Annotated in this window: 16 protein-coding genes, 4 tRNA genes and 3 pseudogenes; 22 read left to right on the forward strand and 1 reads right to left on the reverse strand. The window is 42.7% G+C overall.

Annotated features, from left to right (window positions below):
- Window positions 1-47: 47 nt before the first annotated feature.
- The gene (locus DEH07_08135) at window positions 48-1379 is read right to left on the reverse strand and encodes a chromosomal replication initiator protein DnaA (protein ID HBY04485.1); all 1332 of its coding nucleotides are present in this window, start codon (window positions 1377-1379) and stop codon (window positions 48-50) included.
- Between the two features lie 351 nt (window positions 1380-1730).
- On the opposite strand from DEH07_08135, the gene DEH07_08140 reads away from it, so the two are divergent.
- The 22 genes and pseudogenes from DEH07_08140 to DEH07_08245 all read left to right on the forward strand — a co-directional run bounded on the left by DEH07_08140 (window position 1731) and on the right by DEH07_08245 (window position 17338).
- Window positions 1731-1865 carry a 50S ribosomal protein L34 gene (locus DEH07_08140; protein HBY04486.1) on the forward strand — a complete coding sequence of 45 codons (135 nt, stop codon included), beginning with the start codon at window positions 1731-1733 and terminating at the stop codon, window positions 1863-1865.
- 47 nt (window positions 1866-1912) lie between these two features.
- A complete protein-coding gene (locus DEH07_08145; protein ID HBY04487.1) occupies window positions 1913-2284 on the forward strand; it encodes a ribonuclease P protein component in 372 nt (123 codons plus the stop codon).
- Between the two features lie 12 nt (window positions 2285-2296).
- Window positions 2297-2503, forward strand: a complete 207-nt coding sequence (locus tag DEH07_08150) for a membrane protein insertion efficiency factor YidD (protein HBY04488.1) — start codon at window positions 2297-2299, stop codon at window positions 2501-2503.
- Between the two features lie 63 nt (window positions 2504-2566).
- Complete coding sequence (locus DEH07_08155; GenBank protein HBY04489.1) at window positions 2567-3229, forward strand: hypothetical protein; 663 nt, start codon at window positions 2567-2569, stop codon at window positions 3227-3229.
- Entirely contained in the window at window positions 3204-3836 is a 633-nt protein-coding gene (locus DEH07_08160; GenBank protein HBY04490.1) for a protein jag, read from the forward strand. Before DEH07_08155 ends, DEH07_08160 begins: the two co-directional genes overlap by 26 nt.
- A 44-nt stretch (window positions 3837-3880) precedes the next feature.
- Window positions 3881-5263, forward strand: a complete 1383-nt coding sequence (locus DEH07_08165; GenBank protein ID HBY04491.1) for a tRNA uridine-5-carboxymethylaminomethyl(34) synthesis GTPase MnmE — start codon at window positions 3881-3883, stop codon at window positions 5261-5263.
- An 11-nt stretch (window positions 5264-5274) separates the two neighbouring features.
- Window positions 5275-7188 (forward strand): tRNA uridine-5-carboxymethylaminomethyl(34) synthesis enzyme MnmG, encoded by a 1914-nt coding sequence (locus DEH07_08170; GenBank protein HBY04492.1) that lies wholly within the window; start codon window positions 5275-5277, stop codon window positions 7186-7188.
- A complete protein-coding gene (locus DEH07_08175; protein HBY04493.1) occupies window positions 7169-7948 on the forward strand; it encodes a 16S rRNA (guanine(527)-N(7))-methyltransferase RsmG in 780 nt (259 codons plus the stop codon). Before DEH07_08170 ends, DEH07_08175 begins: the two co-directional genes overlap by 20 nt.
- A 77-nt stretch (window positions 7949-8025) precedes the next feature.
- Entirely contained in the window at window positions 8026-8307 is a 282-nt protein-coding gene (locus DEH07_08180) for a DUF503 domain-containing protein (protein ID HBY04494.1), read from the forward strand.
- Between the two features lie 111 nt (window positions 8308-8418).
- Window positions 8419-8495, forward strand: a tRNA-His gene (locus DEH07_08185).
- Window positions 8496-8498: 3 nt separating this feature from the next.
- Window positions 8499-8574: transfer RNA gene (locus DEH07_08190), tRNA-Gln, on the forward strand.
- A 28-nt stretch (window positions 8575-8602) separates the two neighbouring features.
- Window positions 8603-8678 (forward strand) — tRNA-Lys (locus tag DEH07_08195).
- A gap of 159 nt (window positions 8679-8837) precedes the next feature.
- Window positions 8838-9059, forward strand: a pseudogene (locus DEH07_08200) (ABC transporter permease).
- Between the two features lie 120 nt (window positions 9060-9179).
- Window positions 9180-9264: transfer RNA gene (locus tag DEH07_08205), tRNA-Leu, on the forward strand.
- A 215-nt stretch (window positions 9265-9479) separates the two neighbouring features.
- Window positions 9480-9677, forward strand: coding sequence for a hypothetical protein (locus tag DEH07_08210; protein HBY04495.1), 198 nt, complete (start codon window positions 9480-9482; stop codon window positions 9675-9677).
- A gap of 85 nt (window positions 9678-9762) precedes the next feature.
- Window positions 9763-12684 carry an N-6 DNA methylase gene (locus DEH07_08215; GenBank protein HBY04496.1) on the forward strand — a complete coding sequence of 974 codons (2922 nt, stop codon included), beginning with the start codon at window positions 9763-9765 and terminating at the stop codon, window positions 12682-12684.
- Window positions 12684-13346 carry a hypothetical protein gene (locus DEH07_08220; GenBank protein ID HBY04497.1) on the forward strand — a complete coding sequence of 221 codons (663 nt, stop codon included), beginning with the start codon at window positions 12684-12686 and terminating at the stop codon, window positions 13344-13346. Before DEH07_08215 ends, DEH07_08220 begins: the two co-directional genes overlap by 1 nt.
- Window positions 13347-13522: 176 nt before the next feature.
- A complete protein-coding gene (locus DEH07_08225) occupies window positions 13523-13765 on the forward strand; it encodes a hypothetical protein (GenBank protein ID HBY04498.1) in 243 nt (80 codons plus the stop codon).
- A gap of 383 nt (window positions 13766-14148) precedes the next feature.
- The gene (locus tag DEH07_08230) at window positions 14149-15051 is read left to right on the forward strand and encodes a hypothetical protein (protein HBY04499.1); all 903 of its coding nucleotides are present in this window, start codon (window positions 14149-14151) and stop codon (window positions 15049-15051) included.
- A pseudogene (locus DEH07_08235) lies at window positions 15044-16444 on the forward strand (site-specific DNA-methyltransferase). Before DEH07_08230 ends, DEH07_08235 begins: the two are co-directional and overlap by 8 nt.
- A 49-nt stretch (window positions 16445-16493) precedes the next feature.
- The gene (locus tag DEH07_08240; protein HBY04500.1) at window positions 16494-16859 is read left to right on the forward strand and encodes a four helix bundle protein; all 366 of its coding nucleotides are present in this window, start codon (window positions 16494-16496) and stop codon (window positions 16857-16859) included.
- 17 nt (window positions 16860-16876) lie between these two features.
- Window positions 16877-17338 (forward strand): annotated as a pseudogene (locus DEH07_08245) (hypothetical protein).
- The last annotated feature ends 12 nt before the right edge of the window (window positions 17339-17350 follow it).

Genomic DNA, 17350 nt, shown 5'->3' on the forward strand with positions numbered 1-17350 from the left:
TTTCTTAAAAAAAATTAATGTGCAAAACTTTTATTTAACGGGTTGATTTATTGCTGCCGGATATTTTCTTCAAGTTCTTTAATAAGCAACTGTAATACCCTGTCATTTTGCATCAGGCCGTTTATTTTTTCACAGGCGTGCATGACAGTGGTATGATCGCGGCCGCCAAACTCATCGCCTATTTGCGGCAGGGAGCAATCGGTAAGCTGCCTGCATAAGTACATTGCCACATGACGCGGAAAAGCCCTGTCTTTACTTCTTTTCTTTGTTTTTAATTCCTCCGGCGACAAGTTGTAATATGACGCCACTGCCTTTTGAATTGCTATGATTGTAATTGGTTTTATTTTTTGAGGTGAAAGATAGTCCTTTAAAACTTCGATGGCTAATTCCTCCGTTATTTTACATTTATGCAGGGAGGAGAATGCAATCATCTTAATTAAAGCGCCTTCCAACTCGCGTATATTTGATTCGATTTTACTTGCGATGTGAGCAAGTATATCGTTTGAAATTTCCAGTTTTTCAATTTGAGATTTTTTTTGCAGGATGGCAATCCTGGTTTCAAGATCCGGCGCCTGGATGTCTGCAATCAAACCCCATTCGAATCTTGAGCGAAGCCTGTTTTCCAGTGTAGGGATCTCTTTAGGAAGGCGATCGCACGAGATGATGATTTGTTTATTTGCTTCATACAAGGTGTTAAAAGTATGAAAGAATTCTTCCTGTGTTCTTTCTTTTTTTTCTAAAAACTGTATATCGTCAACTAAAAGAATATCTACATTTCTATAGTTTGCCCTAAATTTACCCATTTCATTTTCCTGAATGGAAGTAATCAGCTCATTTGTAAATCTTTCTGTTGTAACGTAAGTAATTTTTAAATTCCTTTTGCTTTTAGTTATATGATGGCCGATTGCATGCATGAGGTGTGTCTTGCCAAGGCCAACCCCGCCGTAGATAAAAAGGGGATTATAAGCTTCGGCGGGTGATTCGGCTACAGCAAGCGAAGCCGCGTGGGCAAACCGGTTGCTGCTGCCTACAACAAAAGTGTCAAATGTATACCGGTTATGCAGGTGAGTTTTCTCTGTACCCTGGGCATATTTGGAGTCCTTTATTTTGCCCAGCAGGGAATCAGGTATTTCCCCTACGGTTACAAATTTAAGTTCAATGTCATCTTCAAGTATATCTTTCAAGATTTCTTTTATTGTCAATGAGTAATGAGTTGTCAGCCATTCCTTTGAAAAATGATCGGGAACCTCGATAAATAATTCATGGTCGTATATACCTATTGGTTGGGCTGATTGCAGCCAGGTTTCGAAAGAATGCCTGCTTAAACGAGACTCAAGTTTCTCCAGGATATCATTCCAGGCTTCTTGAACATGATTCATTTAATTTATTATCCTCCATGGTAAAAAAACCCAAATAATAAGGGTTAAAAAGGAAAATTTGAGCTTATTTTTTCTTGCCGGAATATGATTTTAACAGGTTAGCCGCTGGCCTTCTTATACAATTATAATAGCAAATTTTTAAGAAAGTAGCAACTGGATGAAAAGTCAATTGAACCTAATCTGTGCCTGGTTTTTTTCTTACTAAGCTTTTCTTGACTTAAGGCAGGTTTTTACTATATAATTATCCTGCTTATGATCAAGTGATCGGGAGAACACGTGTCGCGGTGTTTTTTTTATAGACCTTTTAAAAGTTTGTGTAATTATTTGAAAGCCGCAAGGGAGTGTAAAAGGGTGAAGAGAACATTTCAGCCGAAAAAAAGAAAACGTAAAAAGATACATGGATTTTTAAAACGCATGTCGGATCGTTCAGGAAGGAAAATTATTCTTAGAAGGCGCCACAAAGGAAGAAAAAAATTATCCGCCTAGTGCAGAAAAGTAAGGTTAAATATATATGTTAATCAGGTTATAACAGGATGAGCAGTTGTTTTAAGATTATTAAAAAAAACAGGGAGTTTCGCTGGATATTCCGGGTAGGGAAATCAGTTTCCAATTCTTCTTTGGTTCTTTATATACGCAGAAATAAGGACAGCTCGGAAAAAAGGTTCGGCTTTTCGGTGGGAAAAAAAGTTGGCAAAGCTGTTGTTCGTAATCGGGTAAAAAGACAACTGAAAGAAATTTGCAGGGTAAATAAAGAGGTTTTTCCTTACGGCAATGATTATGTAATTATTGCGAGAAAAGGCGCGGCTTTAGAAAACTACCACACACTTTTGAATAAAATTTTCCTGCTTCTTAAAAAGAATCAGGGCGGCAGGGTTGCCGGGAAAACTTCGGTTGGTAAAGTATAGAATGAGGTCTTAATGAGTAAGATTGTCATTATTTTAATAAAGTTTTATCAAAAGTGTATTTCACCTTTCTTTCCGCCTTCCTGCAGGTTTTATCCCACTTGTTCCGAATATGCCTGCCAGGCCGTTTCTAAATACGGGCTGGCTGTTGGCTTGTGGAAAACGGCCAAAAGATTGCTGCGCTGTCATCCCTTTTGCCCAGGAGGTTATGACCCGGTCTAAAGATATAAATCCCCGTGCGAATAATCTGGAGGTGATTTATTGTTTCAGTCACTAGTCGATGGAATGTCGTATCTGATGAATTTGCTCTTTTCTTTTACAGCCATGATACACCTGCCGAATTACGGTTTGGCTATTATACTGCTGACAGTGTTGATTAAAATTGCACTTTATCCATTATCCGCAAAACAGATGCGCTCGATGGTCTTAATGCAGCAACTGGCGCCCAAGGTGAAGGAGATTCAGGAAAAGTATAAGGAAAAAGACCCCCAGAAAATGCAGAAGAAAATAATGGAGTTATACCAGCAGAACAAGGTAAACCCGATGTCCGGCTGTTTGCCCCTGATCGTCCAGTTGCCTATTCTGATAGCTCTTTACCGTGCTCTTTTGTATTTTAAATATACTAACCCTGCATATGCAGGATTTTTATGGATAAGCAATTTAAGCCAGGTTGGCGATCACCTTTTTATTTTGCCTTTATTGGCTGGTGTAACAACATACCTGCAGTCCAAGATGACCATGACGACAAATGATCCAACACAGAGAATAATGTTATATACTATGCCGGTTTTTATAGTATATATTTGTACAACTGTTCCTGCCGGTTTGTCTTTGTACTGGGTTGTTTTTAATATTATGGGTATTATTCAGCAATACTTTGTCAACAAGCAGATTGCAGGAATAAAGGAGGCTATAACGGAAAGTGGCGGAAGTGGAAAAGGTAGGTAAAACAGTCAGCGAAGCTGTAGAACAGGCTTTGGCTGATTTAGGTATAGGAGTTGAACAGGCGCAGGTAGACGTGTTGGAGGAACCGGCACGGGGGCTGTTTGGCATTTTAGGGAACCGTATGGCCAAAGTCCGCGTGCGCGTTAAGGAGACTCCTTCTCAACGAGCCAGAAGCTTGCTGGAAAAAATCTTTAAAGCAATGGATTTTTCAGCAGATATGGATATCCGGGAAGGCAACGGGATTTTATCAATAGATATCCAGGGAGAAGGTTTGGGCGTGTTAATCGGTAAGCGGGGGGAAACGCTTGACGCTCTTCAATATCTGGTAAACCTTGGTGTAAATAAAAAGCAGGAGGGAAAATGCAAGGTTTTGCTTGATGTCGGAGGATACCGGGTACGCAGGGAACAAACGCTGGAGGAACTTGCTTTGAGGTTGGCTGAAAAGGCCAGGCAGAAAGGCAGGAATGTTGTCCTTGAACCGATGAGTCCTCATGAGCGGAGGATTATTCACACAACCCTGCAGGGTTTGGAGGACATTTATACATACAGTGAGGGCGAGGAACCTTACCGGAAAATAATTATTTCTCCAAAAAGGCATGCCCGCGCCTGAATAAGTATTGCAGCTTTTAAGGACTTTTGGAAGCGGTGGTGGTTTTGTTATCTGATACGATTGCAGCGATCTCAACACCTCTTGGGGAGGGCGGCATCGGCATTGTCAGGTTAAGCGGACCTGAAGCTTTTGATATTGCCAAAAAAGTCTTTATGCCTGCTGAGGGCATAAAATGGTGGAAGGGAAACCCCGGTCACAGGCTTTTTTATGGCCATGTAGCAGAACCACGAAGCGGCGAAATAATTGATGAAGTTCTTCTGGGTGTTATGGCTGCCCCAAAAAGCTACACCAAAGAGGATGTTGTCGAATTTAACTGTCACGGCGGGCTTATTCCCCTGCGCAGAACACTGGAGATTGTGCTGGGTCAGGGGGCCCGTTTAGCGGAGCCGGGCGAGTTTTCACGCCGGGCTTTTTTAAACGGCCGGCTGGATCTGATCCAGGCTGAAGCAATTATAGATATAATCAGGGCAAAAACAGATACAGGGCTTAAACTGGCCGTTTCCCAGCTGAAAGGGGATTTTTCAGGTAAAATAGGAACAATCCAAAAAGAGCTTACCGCTTTATTGGCTGAAGCAGAAGCATGCATAGATTTTCCGGAAGATTATCTGCCGGAAGACAGAGTTCAGACAAGGGGAAAACTGGTTAATATCATTGACCAGGTAGTTTTTTTAATCAGCTCGGCTGAGAAAGGAAAAATTTACCGCGAAGGTATCCTGGCTGTAATTGCCGGCAGGCCCAACGTGGGCAAATCATCTTTATTAAACGCCCTGCTCAGGGAAAAGAGGGCAATTGTAACCGAAATTCCAGGCACAACAAGGGATATTATCGAGGAAGTTATAAACATAAAAGGAATACCGATAAAAATTGCCGATACGGCCGGTTTGCGCCCGACCGATGATCCCGTGGAAAGTATCGGTGTGCAGAGGTCCCAGAAAGCGCTTCTTTTAGCCGACCTTGTCCTGTTTGTTATTGACGCTGTACAGGGCTTTACAAAAGAAGACCGGGAGCTTTTGGAAGGCCTCCGGAAGAAAAGAAAAATACTATTAATAAACAAAGTAGATCTTATAGGAGCCGGCAGGGGACTGCCAGCCATTTGCCTTGCCGGGGAAAGCCCGGTCCTTGAAATTTCTGCGAAAACGGGCGCAGGGCTTGAAGAACTTTCGGATACCATAGAAAAAATGGTCTTTGAAGGTAAAATTGAGCACGGGGGTAATTATCTGGTCAGCAACGTGCGGCACAGGGATGTTCTGCGCCGCTGCGAGGACCATTTAAAAGAGGCTTTACAGGCTTTTGATGAAGGCTTGCCGGAGGACCTGCAGGCTGTTGATCTGCGCTCAGCCTGGGTTACGCTGGGTGAAATAACAGGTTCAACGGCCACGGAAGAAATTATAGATCATATTTTTGCCAACTTTTGTATTGGCAAGTGAGGGAAGTTAAGATGGAGTATCTGGCCGGCACATATGATGTGATTGTAATAGGGGCGGGTCATTCGGGCTGCGAGGCTGCGCTGGCTTCAGCCAGAATGGGCTGCCGTACTTTGATTTTGACTTTAAACCTGGATAATATTGCCTTGATGCCCTGTAACCCTTCCGTAGGAGGGCCTGCAAAAGCGCAGCTGGTCAGGGAAGTGGACGCTCTCGGCGGAGAAATGGGTTTAAATACCGACCGTTCCGCTATTCAGGTGCGGATGTTAAACACGGCCAAAGGGCCGGCGATGCGTGCGCTGCGGGCTCAGGCGGATAAAAAATTATACCAGAAAAACATGCGGAGTGTTCTGGAAAACCAGCCCGGACTTGATTTGAAGCAGGTTCTGGTTGAAAGACTGGTCGTCTCCGGCAATACCATACATGGTGTAATTGGCAATACAGGGGCAAAATATTTAGCTCCTGCGGTCATTTTAACAACCGGAACTTACTTGAAAGGGCGTATCATCATAGGTGATCTTGCTTATTCGGGAGGACCCCAGGGCCAGTTTCCCTCGGTAGGTTTTGCCGGACACTTGCAGGAACTCGGTTTGGAACTCGGCCGCTTTAAGACGGGCACACCAGCCAGGGTTGACCGGCGAAGCATAGATTTTTCAAAGATGATTATTCAGCCCGGTGATCAGAAAAACCACAGGTTTTCCTTTCTTTCCGGCCGGATTGACCGTGAACAGGTACCCTGTTGGCTGACCTATACAAATGAAGCCACCCACCGGATAATCAGGGATAACCTGCACAGGGCGCCTTTGTTCAGCGGGCTTATTGAAGGAATAGGGCCGCGCTACTGCCCGTCAATCGAGGACAAAGTAGTGCGTTTTGCGCACAGGCCGGGGCACCAGGTCTTTATCGAACCGGAAGGCCTGGAAACGAACGAGATGTATGTGCAGGGAATGAGTACAAGCCTTCCGGAAGATGTCCAGCTGCAAATGCTTCGTACTTTGAAAGGTCTGGAAAACGTCCAGGTAATCAGGCCCGGTTATGCGATTGAATATGATTACCTGCCGCCTACCCAGTTGAAGCACTCCCTCGAGTGCAAGGAAATTCGGGGATTGTTCAGCGCTGGGCAGATCAACGGCACGTCCGGGTACGAAGAGGCGGCCGCTCAGGGAATTATCGCCGGAATTAACGCCGCCTGCTACGTTCAGCAGAAGGAACCCTTTATTTTGGGCCGCGCCGAAGCATATATAGGCGTAATGATCGATGATCTGATCACCAAAGGCGCCGGCGAACCATACCGGCTGTTGACTTCCCGCGCAGAGCACAGGCTGTTGCTGCGTCAGGATAATGCAGATCTGAGACTGACCGAAGCGGGTTATAAAGTCGGCCTGGTTTCTCCCGGGCGATACAAAGCTTTTTGTAAAAAGAAAAAATTAATTGAAGATGATCTGGAACGGCTGAACAAAACTTTTATCCCCGTTACCGAAGAAGTACAGACGGTTTTAGACCATTCGGGCAGCGCGCCGCTGAGCCAATCGGCAAGTCTTGCTTCTTTGCTGAGGCGTCCTGAGTTGAGGTATGAACACCTGCTCAGCCTGCCGGGAGGCAGGCCGGATCTTCCTGAAGACCTGTTCGACGAGGTAGTTGAGGAAGTGGAGATAGAAGTTATATATGCCGGATATATAAAAAAGGAAACTGAGCAGGTTAAAAAATATACGAAATTAGAAGAGCGATGGATACCTGAAGATATTAATTATGCTTTAATAGAGGGCCTGGCTAACGAGGCGAAGCAAAGGCTGGAAAAGATCCGCCCCCGCTCCCTGGGGCAGGCGAGCCGTATCTCCGGTATAACACCGGCCGATATAGCCATCCTGATGGTTCGCCTTGAGCAAAGAAGGCGGAAAGGGACCGTCAATGACAGCACAGCCATCTGATCATTGTGGTGAACTGAAATACTGGTGCTCGAAGGGCGCAGAAGAACTGGGGATTATTTTAAACAGCGAACAAAAGGAACTCTTCAATAATTACTTTAAATTAATTGTTGAAGGAAATAAAAAAATAAATCTGACCAGAATTTTAACTGAAAAGGAAGCCGCTCTGAAACATTTTGTGGATTCTTTAGCCTGTCTGCTCGTCGTACCGCTTGAGGGCAGCCCGCAGGTGGCTGATGTCGGAAGTGGCGCAGGTCTCCCGGGAATACCGCTGAAAATTGCCAAGACCGGGATTTTTTTAACCATGATCGAGTCCTCCAAAAAAAAGGCGGATTTTTTAAAAGATACGGTATTGAGTTTGGGACTTTCCAATGCTTTAACTATATGCGGCAGGGCTGAAGAAATAAGCCGCAGGGAAGAATACCGGGAACAATTCGACTGCGCCTTTTGCAGGGCTGTAGGGCCCTTGCCGGTGATTGCCGAATACTGTCTTGGGCTGGTTCGTGTAGGAGGGCTCATGGTTGCCTTAAAAGGCAGGGATGCGGAAGTTGAAGCGCAAGAGTGTGATCAACTGCTGTCGCTGCTCGGGGGAACGTTAAAAGAAATCAGGCAGTTGGTTCTACCCTATATCGGGCATGAACGGACACTTATTGTTATTGAAAAGACGCATCCGGCGCCGCTAAAATATCCCAGACGTGCAGGAATGCCCAAAAAGAGGCCTATCAAAATAGAAACTGAAAAAAGCGAAAATGAGCACGATTAGAAGTTGACCATTCTAACGCAAGTTAACTCAAGTTAATTCTCAGGATAGTTATAATAAAATGATCGGGTGAATCATTATTGATTATCGGACTTCTTACTCTTGAGCTTTTTTTCAGCCAGCCGGAATCTCTAAAAGATAAGCGCAGGCTGCTGAAAAGCATTATTGATCAAATAAGATCACGTTTTAATGTCTCCGTGGCCGAGGCCGGCGAACAGGACAAGTGGCAGCTTTCGCTGTTGGCCGTGGTTGCGGTAAGCAATGACAGCGCTTATGTAAACGGGATTTTATCCTCTGTGGAAGATTTTGTTGAGCGCATGGGAAAAGCCGAGATTTTATCCGTCAAGACTGAACTTCGCTAAAGCCTAAAGCAAATCCGTTTTTTAAGAATCCTGATTAGTTCTTGTTTTCTCCCAGACTATGTGGTATACTTTTCTTTGTTTCAAAAAGGTCTTTTGATCTTTTTTATTATGGTGGATGTAGCTCAGATGGTTAGAGCACCAGATTGTGGCTCTGGGGGTCGTGGGTTCAAATCCCATCTTCCACCCCAAACTGGGGCGTAGCCAAGCGGTAAGGCAGCGGACTTTGGATCCGCTATTTCGTTGGTTCGAATCCAGCCGCCCCAGCCAATTCGCATAATACAGTTTAATCATTTGTGAGCCATTAGCTCAGCTGGTAGAGCACCTGACTTTTAATCAGGGTGTCCGGGGTTCGAGTCCCCGATGGCTCACCAAAAATTATTAAAAATGTTATAGAATTTTTAACGGAGCCGTGAAAACAGCTCCGTAAATTTTTTTGTCATTTATACCAAAGGGCTGAAACTGCTTCAGTTCAAAAATGAAGAAAAAAGCGGGGTAGTTCAGATGAGTAGAATGCTGGCTATTTTAAAAAAGGAATTATTGTTACCATGACCATGGTCTTAATGACTTCGATGGGCATAGTGCGCGAACGTGAAAAAGGCGCCCTGGAACAGCTTATCGTTACTCCGGTGAAATCTTACGAGCTGATGCTCGGCAAAATAATTCCCTATATTGCCCTTGGCTACATTCAAGTTACTGTAGCTTTATTGGTCGGGGCGCTTGTTTTCAAATCGCCCGTACGGGGAAGCCTTGTAACTTTGAGCGCCCTGCGGTTTAAAAAGAAGATTGTATAACAGTATTTCTCAACGGGATTGGTTCCTTGACACAAAAGATTGCGGCATAGTAGACTGTTTATAAGATATAATTTTAAATAGGCGGGCGTGGCGGAATGGCAGACGCGCTGGACTTAGGATCCAGTGGGTAATACCCGTGCGAGTTCAACTCTCGCCGCCCGCACCAGTAAAAGTTGACAAGTTTCCGATAAGAAAGTTTGTCAACTATCCCTTTATTCATAGGGTTACGGTCTTTTTGAGAAGTTTTAAAGCAATAAACGATGTGGATTGAACTCACACGAAAACAGAATAAATTGACGCGAGGCACGATGGCTTAAAAAGAGCTGTCGTGCTTTTTTGTAATCAAATTTAGAAAGGACGGTTTTACAATGACAAACTACATTGACAAATCTGAACGGATTACTGAGGGCGTTCGCAAGTCCTTCCATAGCGCCGACTGCAAAATGGTTAGAGCAGGTTCTGATTAAAAATTACCATGATGCAATTATTCACCTTGAGGATTTTGCCAAGGCGCAACGGTTTAAGATAAAGCACTCAGAGTCTTCCGCACAGGAGCTTGTGATAAAACTCCCATTTTGACACGATCTAGTTGTTTTCTGCGGCTTTTTCTGTTAAAGTAAATAAAATAGGGTTAGTGTACCCAGGCAGGAGAGGGTGAGTTTTTTTGGCGCACATTGATGAGATCATCAAACGAATGGGGTATGCTGAGTCATCGTGTCTAAAATATAGGAATGATGGTTTTTATGGTGCGCCGTTTTCTGCCCACACCGCAAAGGTGCTGGGTGAACTTTCTCCGTATGCAGTCTATTTGATCAACGATGAACCTTTTGTTCTGTTTTTTGAAGAAAACTCCAATCGAGACGAAAGCAAACAGTTAAACAGAAGGATTTGGAATGCTCAAATTCCAGTTGCCATAGTTTGCGGAACTGGTAATGTGAAAATATATAATGGATGTTCTATTGATAAGAAAGAATGTATACTGACACAGGTGGAGAGTATTTCTACTGATACAGCTGACGAATATTCTCCTTTTTCATATTGGGATATCACCAATCAAAACTTTTGGGATAAATACACAGGACAGTTTAGCGGTGAAAAGCTCAATGACTGCTTGCTGAACAATTTATCTGACATTACTGAGAAATTAAGAAATTTGTACCATGTTTCTTTTGCGACAAAGCTGATGCTGCGTCTTATTTTCATTCGTTATCTTATCGATCGCGGTGTCGATTTGGATTACGTTGGTTTTTCATCTGACGTTCAAGTTTCAAGGAATTCCTTCTTGGAACTGCTAACACATAAGGAAAAGCTATATTCGTTATTTTCACATTTAAAAGAAAAATTCAATGGGAATTTATTTGAACTTGATGATGAGATTGATAATGCAAGCCTAACAGCAGATGTTCTTCAGTTGCTGTATGATTTTTTATCAGCCAATATCGATACTAAGACTGGGCAACTTTCCTTTTTTGATCTGTACGATTTTAATATTATTCCCGTTGAACTAATCAGCAATATTTATGAAATATTGTTGGGGAAAAAGAGTAGAGATAAAGATAAGGCCTTTTACACCCCGCAATACTTGGTCAATTATATTTTGGATAATTCCATATCACAGTTTGTCAGAGATAATGGGAAATGCAAGGTGTTAGACCCAGCTTGTGGTTCCGGAATATTTTTAGTCGAAAGTTATCGTTGTATAGTTGAAAATGAACTCAATGGAGCGCAATTTACCGAAGACAATGAATTTCTTCAGCACATATTGGCCGAAAATATTTATGGCGTTGACCTTAACGAAGATGCCATTGATGTTGCTATTTTCTCACTTTACCTTGCTGTTTTAGATTACAAGAATCCAAAGACGCTTAGAAAGTTTGTATTACCTAATCTTAAGGGGAAGAATCTCTTCGTCAATGACTTTTTTGATGAGGAGGCGTTGTCACCACTTCAGACTGTGATATTCGATTTCATTATTGGAAATCCTCCGTGGGGCAAAGGCAATCAATTGCTAATAGATTATTGCAAGAACCGCGGCTATGAGAGTTATATACAGAATAAAGATACCTGCAGAGGATTTATCCTCCGCTCAAAGGATTTTAGCAGTGCGAATACGCAGTGCTGTTTTGTGCTGCATTCAAAAATGCTGTATATGCAAAAACAACCCTCTAAGAAATTTAGGGGGTACTTATTGAATCATACAAAGATCATCAGAATTGTCGAGCTGTCCTCTGTTCGAAAGCTCGTGTTTAAAAATGCGGATGCGCCTGCGGTGGTATTAGCATATCGTTTTTCGGATGAAAATGTGCTTGAAAATCGCTTTAAGCACATTTCTATGAAACCAAATATATTTTTTCGTTTGTTCAACATCATCGTTGCAGAAAAAAACGATGTAAAGTATATTGAGCAGCGATTACTTTCGGAAAATGATTGGGCTTGGAAAACGCTCGTCTACGGATTAACAGGCGACATCGATGCAATTCTTTCACTGAAGAAAAACTTTCCTTCCCTTGGCGAATATATAGCCTTGCAAACACCGGCTTTTATAAGCGGAACAGGAGTAAAGTATGCGGATGGCGATAGGAAGGATGCATCTCATCTTTACGGACAGCCGTTATTAAAATCCGAAAAAGCAATTGATCATTTTACGATTGCACTTAATAGTATTACTAAATTTTTAAAAAAAGAAGTTGATAGACCAAGAGATGCCGCCTTATTTCAAGGACCATATTGTTTGATGTTACGAGGCATTGACATGTCTAATTACACCATGAAAGCCGTATATGAAGAAAAAAGTTTTGTGTTTAAGGAAGCCGTATTTGCAATTAAAGCTTCCTGTGAACAAAAATCTCAGTTACTTAATATTGTTGGATTATTGAATTCAAAGATATATGCATATTTCAATCTAATGCTGGGCTCTTCTTTAGGTATAGAGCGTGAACAGCGCCAAGTTGGTGAAGTTCTGGAATTTCCTTTTGTATATAGTCAGAGGATTGCTGAAAAAGTAGAGCTGATTCAAGATTTATTAAAGCAGGACGTTTTCACTGCAGAAAATGAACCAACAGCCGAAATAGACGAACTCAATTTAATGATCCTTGATGCTTTTCGGTTATCCAATAATGAGTTTGTGGATTATACTCTTCGTATACAGATTCCCCAGTTAGCAGAATCGAAAAATTGTGAGGCATATCGGCTGGTTGAAGCCAAAGATTTAGAGTCTTATGCAAGACCATTTTTTGAGTATTTGTCTGCGGTGTTTAAAACTTCAGAAAAATATGTTGTAGTTAATATTTATCCGCAAATTTCCAAGCATTATAGTGCTATTGAGATAGTTTTGCAAGATAATCAAGCTCAAGGATGGCTTCAAATCATTAACGATAAGGATTTCCAAAAAGAAGTCCTGACGAAATTTTCGGTTTATAAAATAAATGACTTGTTCTTTGAATTGAAGGATGTAATTTATTTTGAGGAAAACTCTTTTTATATTATTAAGCCAAATCTATATAAGAATTGGCACGCGGCAATAGCCCAGCTTGATTTAATGGAAGTTGTCGATCAGATTCTCTCAAGAAATGGAGGGGATAATTGATGGGCGGCTTTGGGAACGAATCTAACAATATTGCCTTTGAAAACGGTCTCTTTAACTTGATTATTGTGCATTTATGTCAATGCAGCCGCGAGATGAGGGATACGTGCAAAGCAACTGGAAACGGATTATACAATCACGAAGATAAAATCACGAATAGACTTGTCGCCAATCATCTGAACTTTAATGATTTGAAATTGAAGTTTATTTTACAGTCTCCCGAAATGTTTATCGCTGATGAAGACAATTACAGAGGCAGATGCGATATAAAAGTTGTATCCAGCAATTGGTTCAATAACGAAAACGATTATTATTTAGTGGAGTGTAAACGTATTGATGGTGGGAGTTACTTAAATCGCCAATTTGTTTCAGAGGGAATAGCACGTTTTGTTGTGAGCCCTCCTAAGTACCCGTCTTATCACAAGCGCAACATAATGTTTGGTTATGTTGTACAAGCTATTAATATTCCTGAAAATACCGCGAAGATTGATCAACTGCAGGGAGAGTTGCTGATTGGAGTGATATCAGGGAATATTTTGCTTGTCAATAATGAAAGTGCGGAATTTTATCAGTATAGTTGTCTGTATCAATCTGGAACTATTGACAGCATTGAGTTAGATTACTTGTTTTATGATTTTTCTTGTGTCATCCAGTATAATACTTAAGTTGTTTGGTATGTGTGCATTAGATGCTTCCGCTCAGATATAATATCTCGATTTAAAGAGGGTTCGAATACACGGTTTTTACAACCGCAGATTAAAGGATGTCGATTTCGGAAATAAAACACAGTAAAAACTGATCAATTCCTTCTTTGAAATAGTAAGGGGAGTATGATTTCATTATGGACAATTGCTGCGCTCCTGACATACCAAAGGTCTATAAAATAAGAATTGACGGTGAACTAATCGGACTGTCCGGGATTGTACAGGCTTTCCTGGATGTAAGGAGTCTGGACTTAATTGACAAAGAAGCTGCTGAAAAACTATTTGAAATAGTGGGGCAAAGAAATTATATTCCGGAAAGCTGTGAGCGGGAATACAAAAGAGCCCTGCTTGCAGAATACAAAAATTATATAACTAAATAAACATAAAACATAAAACATAAAACATAAAACATAAAACATAAAACATAAAACATAAAACATAAAACATAAAACATAAAACATAAAACATAAAACATAATTAAACATTTTGCAACATGCTACATTCGGGGAAAGGATAAAAAGACCTCCGGGAGTTGTTCCGGAGGTTAATAATTGACGCTAAATAACAAGGAGATTATGGTTAGTACAAATTATCTAAAACAAACCGTTCATGAATGTACAGTGGGCAGACGGCTGTTTTAGGTAAGATATTTAAACTGTCTTGGAGTTCCAATAAGAAGGAAGCAAAATGAACGTCCCCATGCTTCCCAGGTCGCGCTAAACAGTGAGTTGAAGCGGCTGAAGAGGGAATTGGAGGGGTTAATGTGAGCGCCGACCAGACGAGAAGAACATTAAATCAGCTTGATAAGGAACTGGCAGACTTGGAGAAAAAGCTTGCTGAGCTTGCTAAAAAGGAAGCGGATAAAACAAAGCAGATAAACGATGTTCAAAAGAGCATAACGAAGAATACATCTGCTTCAATGTTGTCATCAAAGCGCCGTCAGATACAAGGGTATCAGAACGAGCTAGCAAAAGTCGTTGATGATAAAGCCTACATAAACAAAAAGATTGCAGATAAAAGGATGAAGCGTGCCGATACCACTGTTAAGCTCCAACGGGAGGAGGCTGCTGAAATGCAAAAGGCATACAAGGCGCAACAGGCAATACAACGTGGTTATGAACGGCAAATAGCGGATTTATCTGCCCAAATAACGAAGCAATTATCCGCAAATAAATCACCGCGCCACATATATGAAGAAAGTGGTCATGAAGAGTACGATGTCTTTATCTCCCACGCCTCTGAAGATAAAGCGGGGTTTGCGGACGCATTATGTAAGGAGCTTAATGCCAGCGGCGTCAAGGTATGGTATGACGCGCTGAGCATTGGGTGGGGCGACAGTCTACGTGCCAAGATAGATGATGGTTTGAAAAAGTCACGTTTTGGCATCGTGATTCTTTCAAAGGACTATATAAGCAAAGGCTGGACGCAATATGAACTGGACGGGCTATTTCAGATTGAAATGACTAACGGCAAGACGATACTTCCAATATGGCACAACATCACGAAGGATGAGGTTCAAGCCTTCAGCCCTACATTGGCTGGTAGAAAAGCTTTGAATACAGCGATGTTTTCCGCCCGGGAAATTGCGGATGAACTCATAAAGATATTGCCCAGCGCCAGTTTAGCGGATGCGGCAGAAGAAAGGGAGGATATACCAAATGGATAAAATGCGTTTTGAATCGCCTGATATAACTGCTGCGAACATCGACAAAATCGCCGCAATGTTTCCCGGCGTTGTCACTGAGGGAAAGGTGAATTTTAACCTGCTCCGCTTCATGCTGGGTGATGAGGCGTATGGCGATGAAGCCTATGAGTTTACCTGGGTAGGCAAAAGAGCCGCCATTGCCGAAGCGGGACGGCCTATCCGCAAGACGCTGCGCCCCTGCGTAGAGGAAAGCAAAAACTGGGACACCACCGAGAACCTCTACATAGAGGGCGACAATCTTGACGTGCTGAAGCTGTTGCAGGAAAGCTACCTTAGCAAGGTTAAGATGATTTACATAGATCCGCCATACAACACGGGTAATGATTTTGTTTACCGTGATAACTTCACGCGGGATAAAAACGAGTATGATGAAGAAGCGGGCGTATTTGATGAGGACGGCGACCGCCTGTTCCGAAACACCGAAAGAAACGGGCGCTTCCATTCGGATTGGTGCAGCATGATGTATCCACGGCTGGTACTGGCGAGAAATTTGCTACGGGATGATGGTGTTATTTTTATTAGCATTGATGATGGTGAAGTAGGAAATTTGCGTGAAGTTTGCAATGAGGTGTTTGGTGAGGCGAATTTTGTATGCAATGCGATATGGGAAAAGAAATTTAGCCCGCAAAATGATGCGAAATGGTTAAGCGATAATCATGACCATATTTTGATATTTGCAAAGAATAAGTCTGTGTGGCATCCTAATAAATTGCCCCGCACCGAAGAAACAAACGCTCGATTCTCAAATCCAGATAACGATCCTCGTGGTGTTTGGGCATCGTCCGATATGACAGTAAAAACATATAGTGCAGATTATGATTATCCAATTATTACCCCAAGCGGTCGAGAAGTATGGCCCACCAAAGGTCGATGTTGGTCTATGCCGAAATTAAAAGTCGAGTCTTTAATAGCAGATAATCGCATTTGGTTTGGAGCAAATGGTGATAATGTTCCACGTATTAAAACTTTTTTATCGAATGTGGTCGATGTCGGTTTAGTTCCAACAACAATTTGGAAGCATTCGGATGTTGGGCATAATCAAGAATCTCGACAGGAATTAAAAAATTTATTTGATGGTGTTGGTATATTTGATGGACCAAAACCAATACGTTTGTTATTGCATATGTTACGCCTCGGTTCTATACAAGATTCCATCATCCTTGACTTCTTCTCCGGTTCCGCCACCACTGCCCACGTTGTCATGCAGCTTAACGCTGAGGACGGCGGCAAGCGAAAATTCATCATGGTGCAGTTGCCTGAACCCTGCCCCGAAAAAAGCGAAGCTGCCAAGGCTGGCTATTCTAACATCTGTGAAATCGGCAAAGAGCGCATCCGCCGAGCGGGGGAGAGGATAGTTGACAGTTTACAGTTGACAGATGACAGTAAAGAGGTGATGAAACAACATGGGTGCATCAAGTTATCGAGATCTGATTGTTTGGCAAAAAGCGATGGAGCTGACGGTGATGATTTATTCTCTGGTCAAGAAATTGCCGAAAGAGGAAATTTACGCTCTGTCGGATCAGATGAGGCGAGCGGCAGTGTCAATTCCTTCGAACATAGCGGAGGGGCAAGAAAGAAACACGAACAGGGAATTCATTCAGTTTCTGGCAATAGCACAGGGATCGAAGGCGGAATTGGAGACTCAATTGTTGATTTGCGTCAAGGTGGGATACCTTGCCGATTCGGACATTTCGGAAGCGAAAGAATTGATACGGGAAATAGGCAAAATGCTGAGTGTCCTCATTACAAAACTGAAAACTGTCTGCTGAAAACTGTCCACTGCCAACTCGACGTCGGCTTCCGCGTCCTCAAGCTGGATTCCACCAACATGCGGGACGTGTATTACGCAGCGGGCGAATATACCCAGGACTTGCTCTCAATGATGGAAGATAACATCAAGGACGACCGCACTGATATGGATCTGCTTTACGCCTGCCTTTTAGACTGGGGCCTGCCCCTCTCTATGCCGCACAAAACGGAAGTATTAAATGCAAACGGCGAGGTTGTCGCTAATTCCGAATTATGCATTCCGAATTCCGAATTATTCACAGTTCATACCTATAATGACGGCGATCTCATCGCCTGCTTTGATAAGCGCATCAGTGACAAGGTGGTCAAGGAAATCGCCAGGCGTCAGCCACTGCGCGTCGTGTTCCGCGATTCAAGCTTTTCTTCCAGCCCGGAGAAGATCAACGTGGAAGAAATCTTCAAACTGCTTGCGCCCAATACGAGCGTGAGAGTGCTGTAAGGGGGTGGAGCG

Source organism: Desulfotomaculum sp. (genome assembly GCA_003513005.1).
In the GTDB taxonomy this organism is placed as follows: domain Bacteria; phylum Bacillota; class Desulfotomaculia; order Desulfotomaculales; family Nap2-2B; genus 46-80.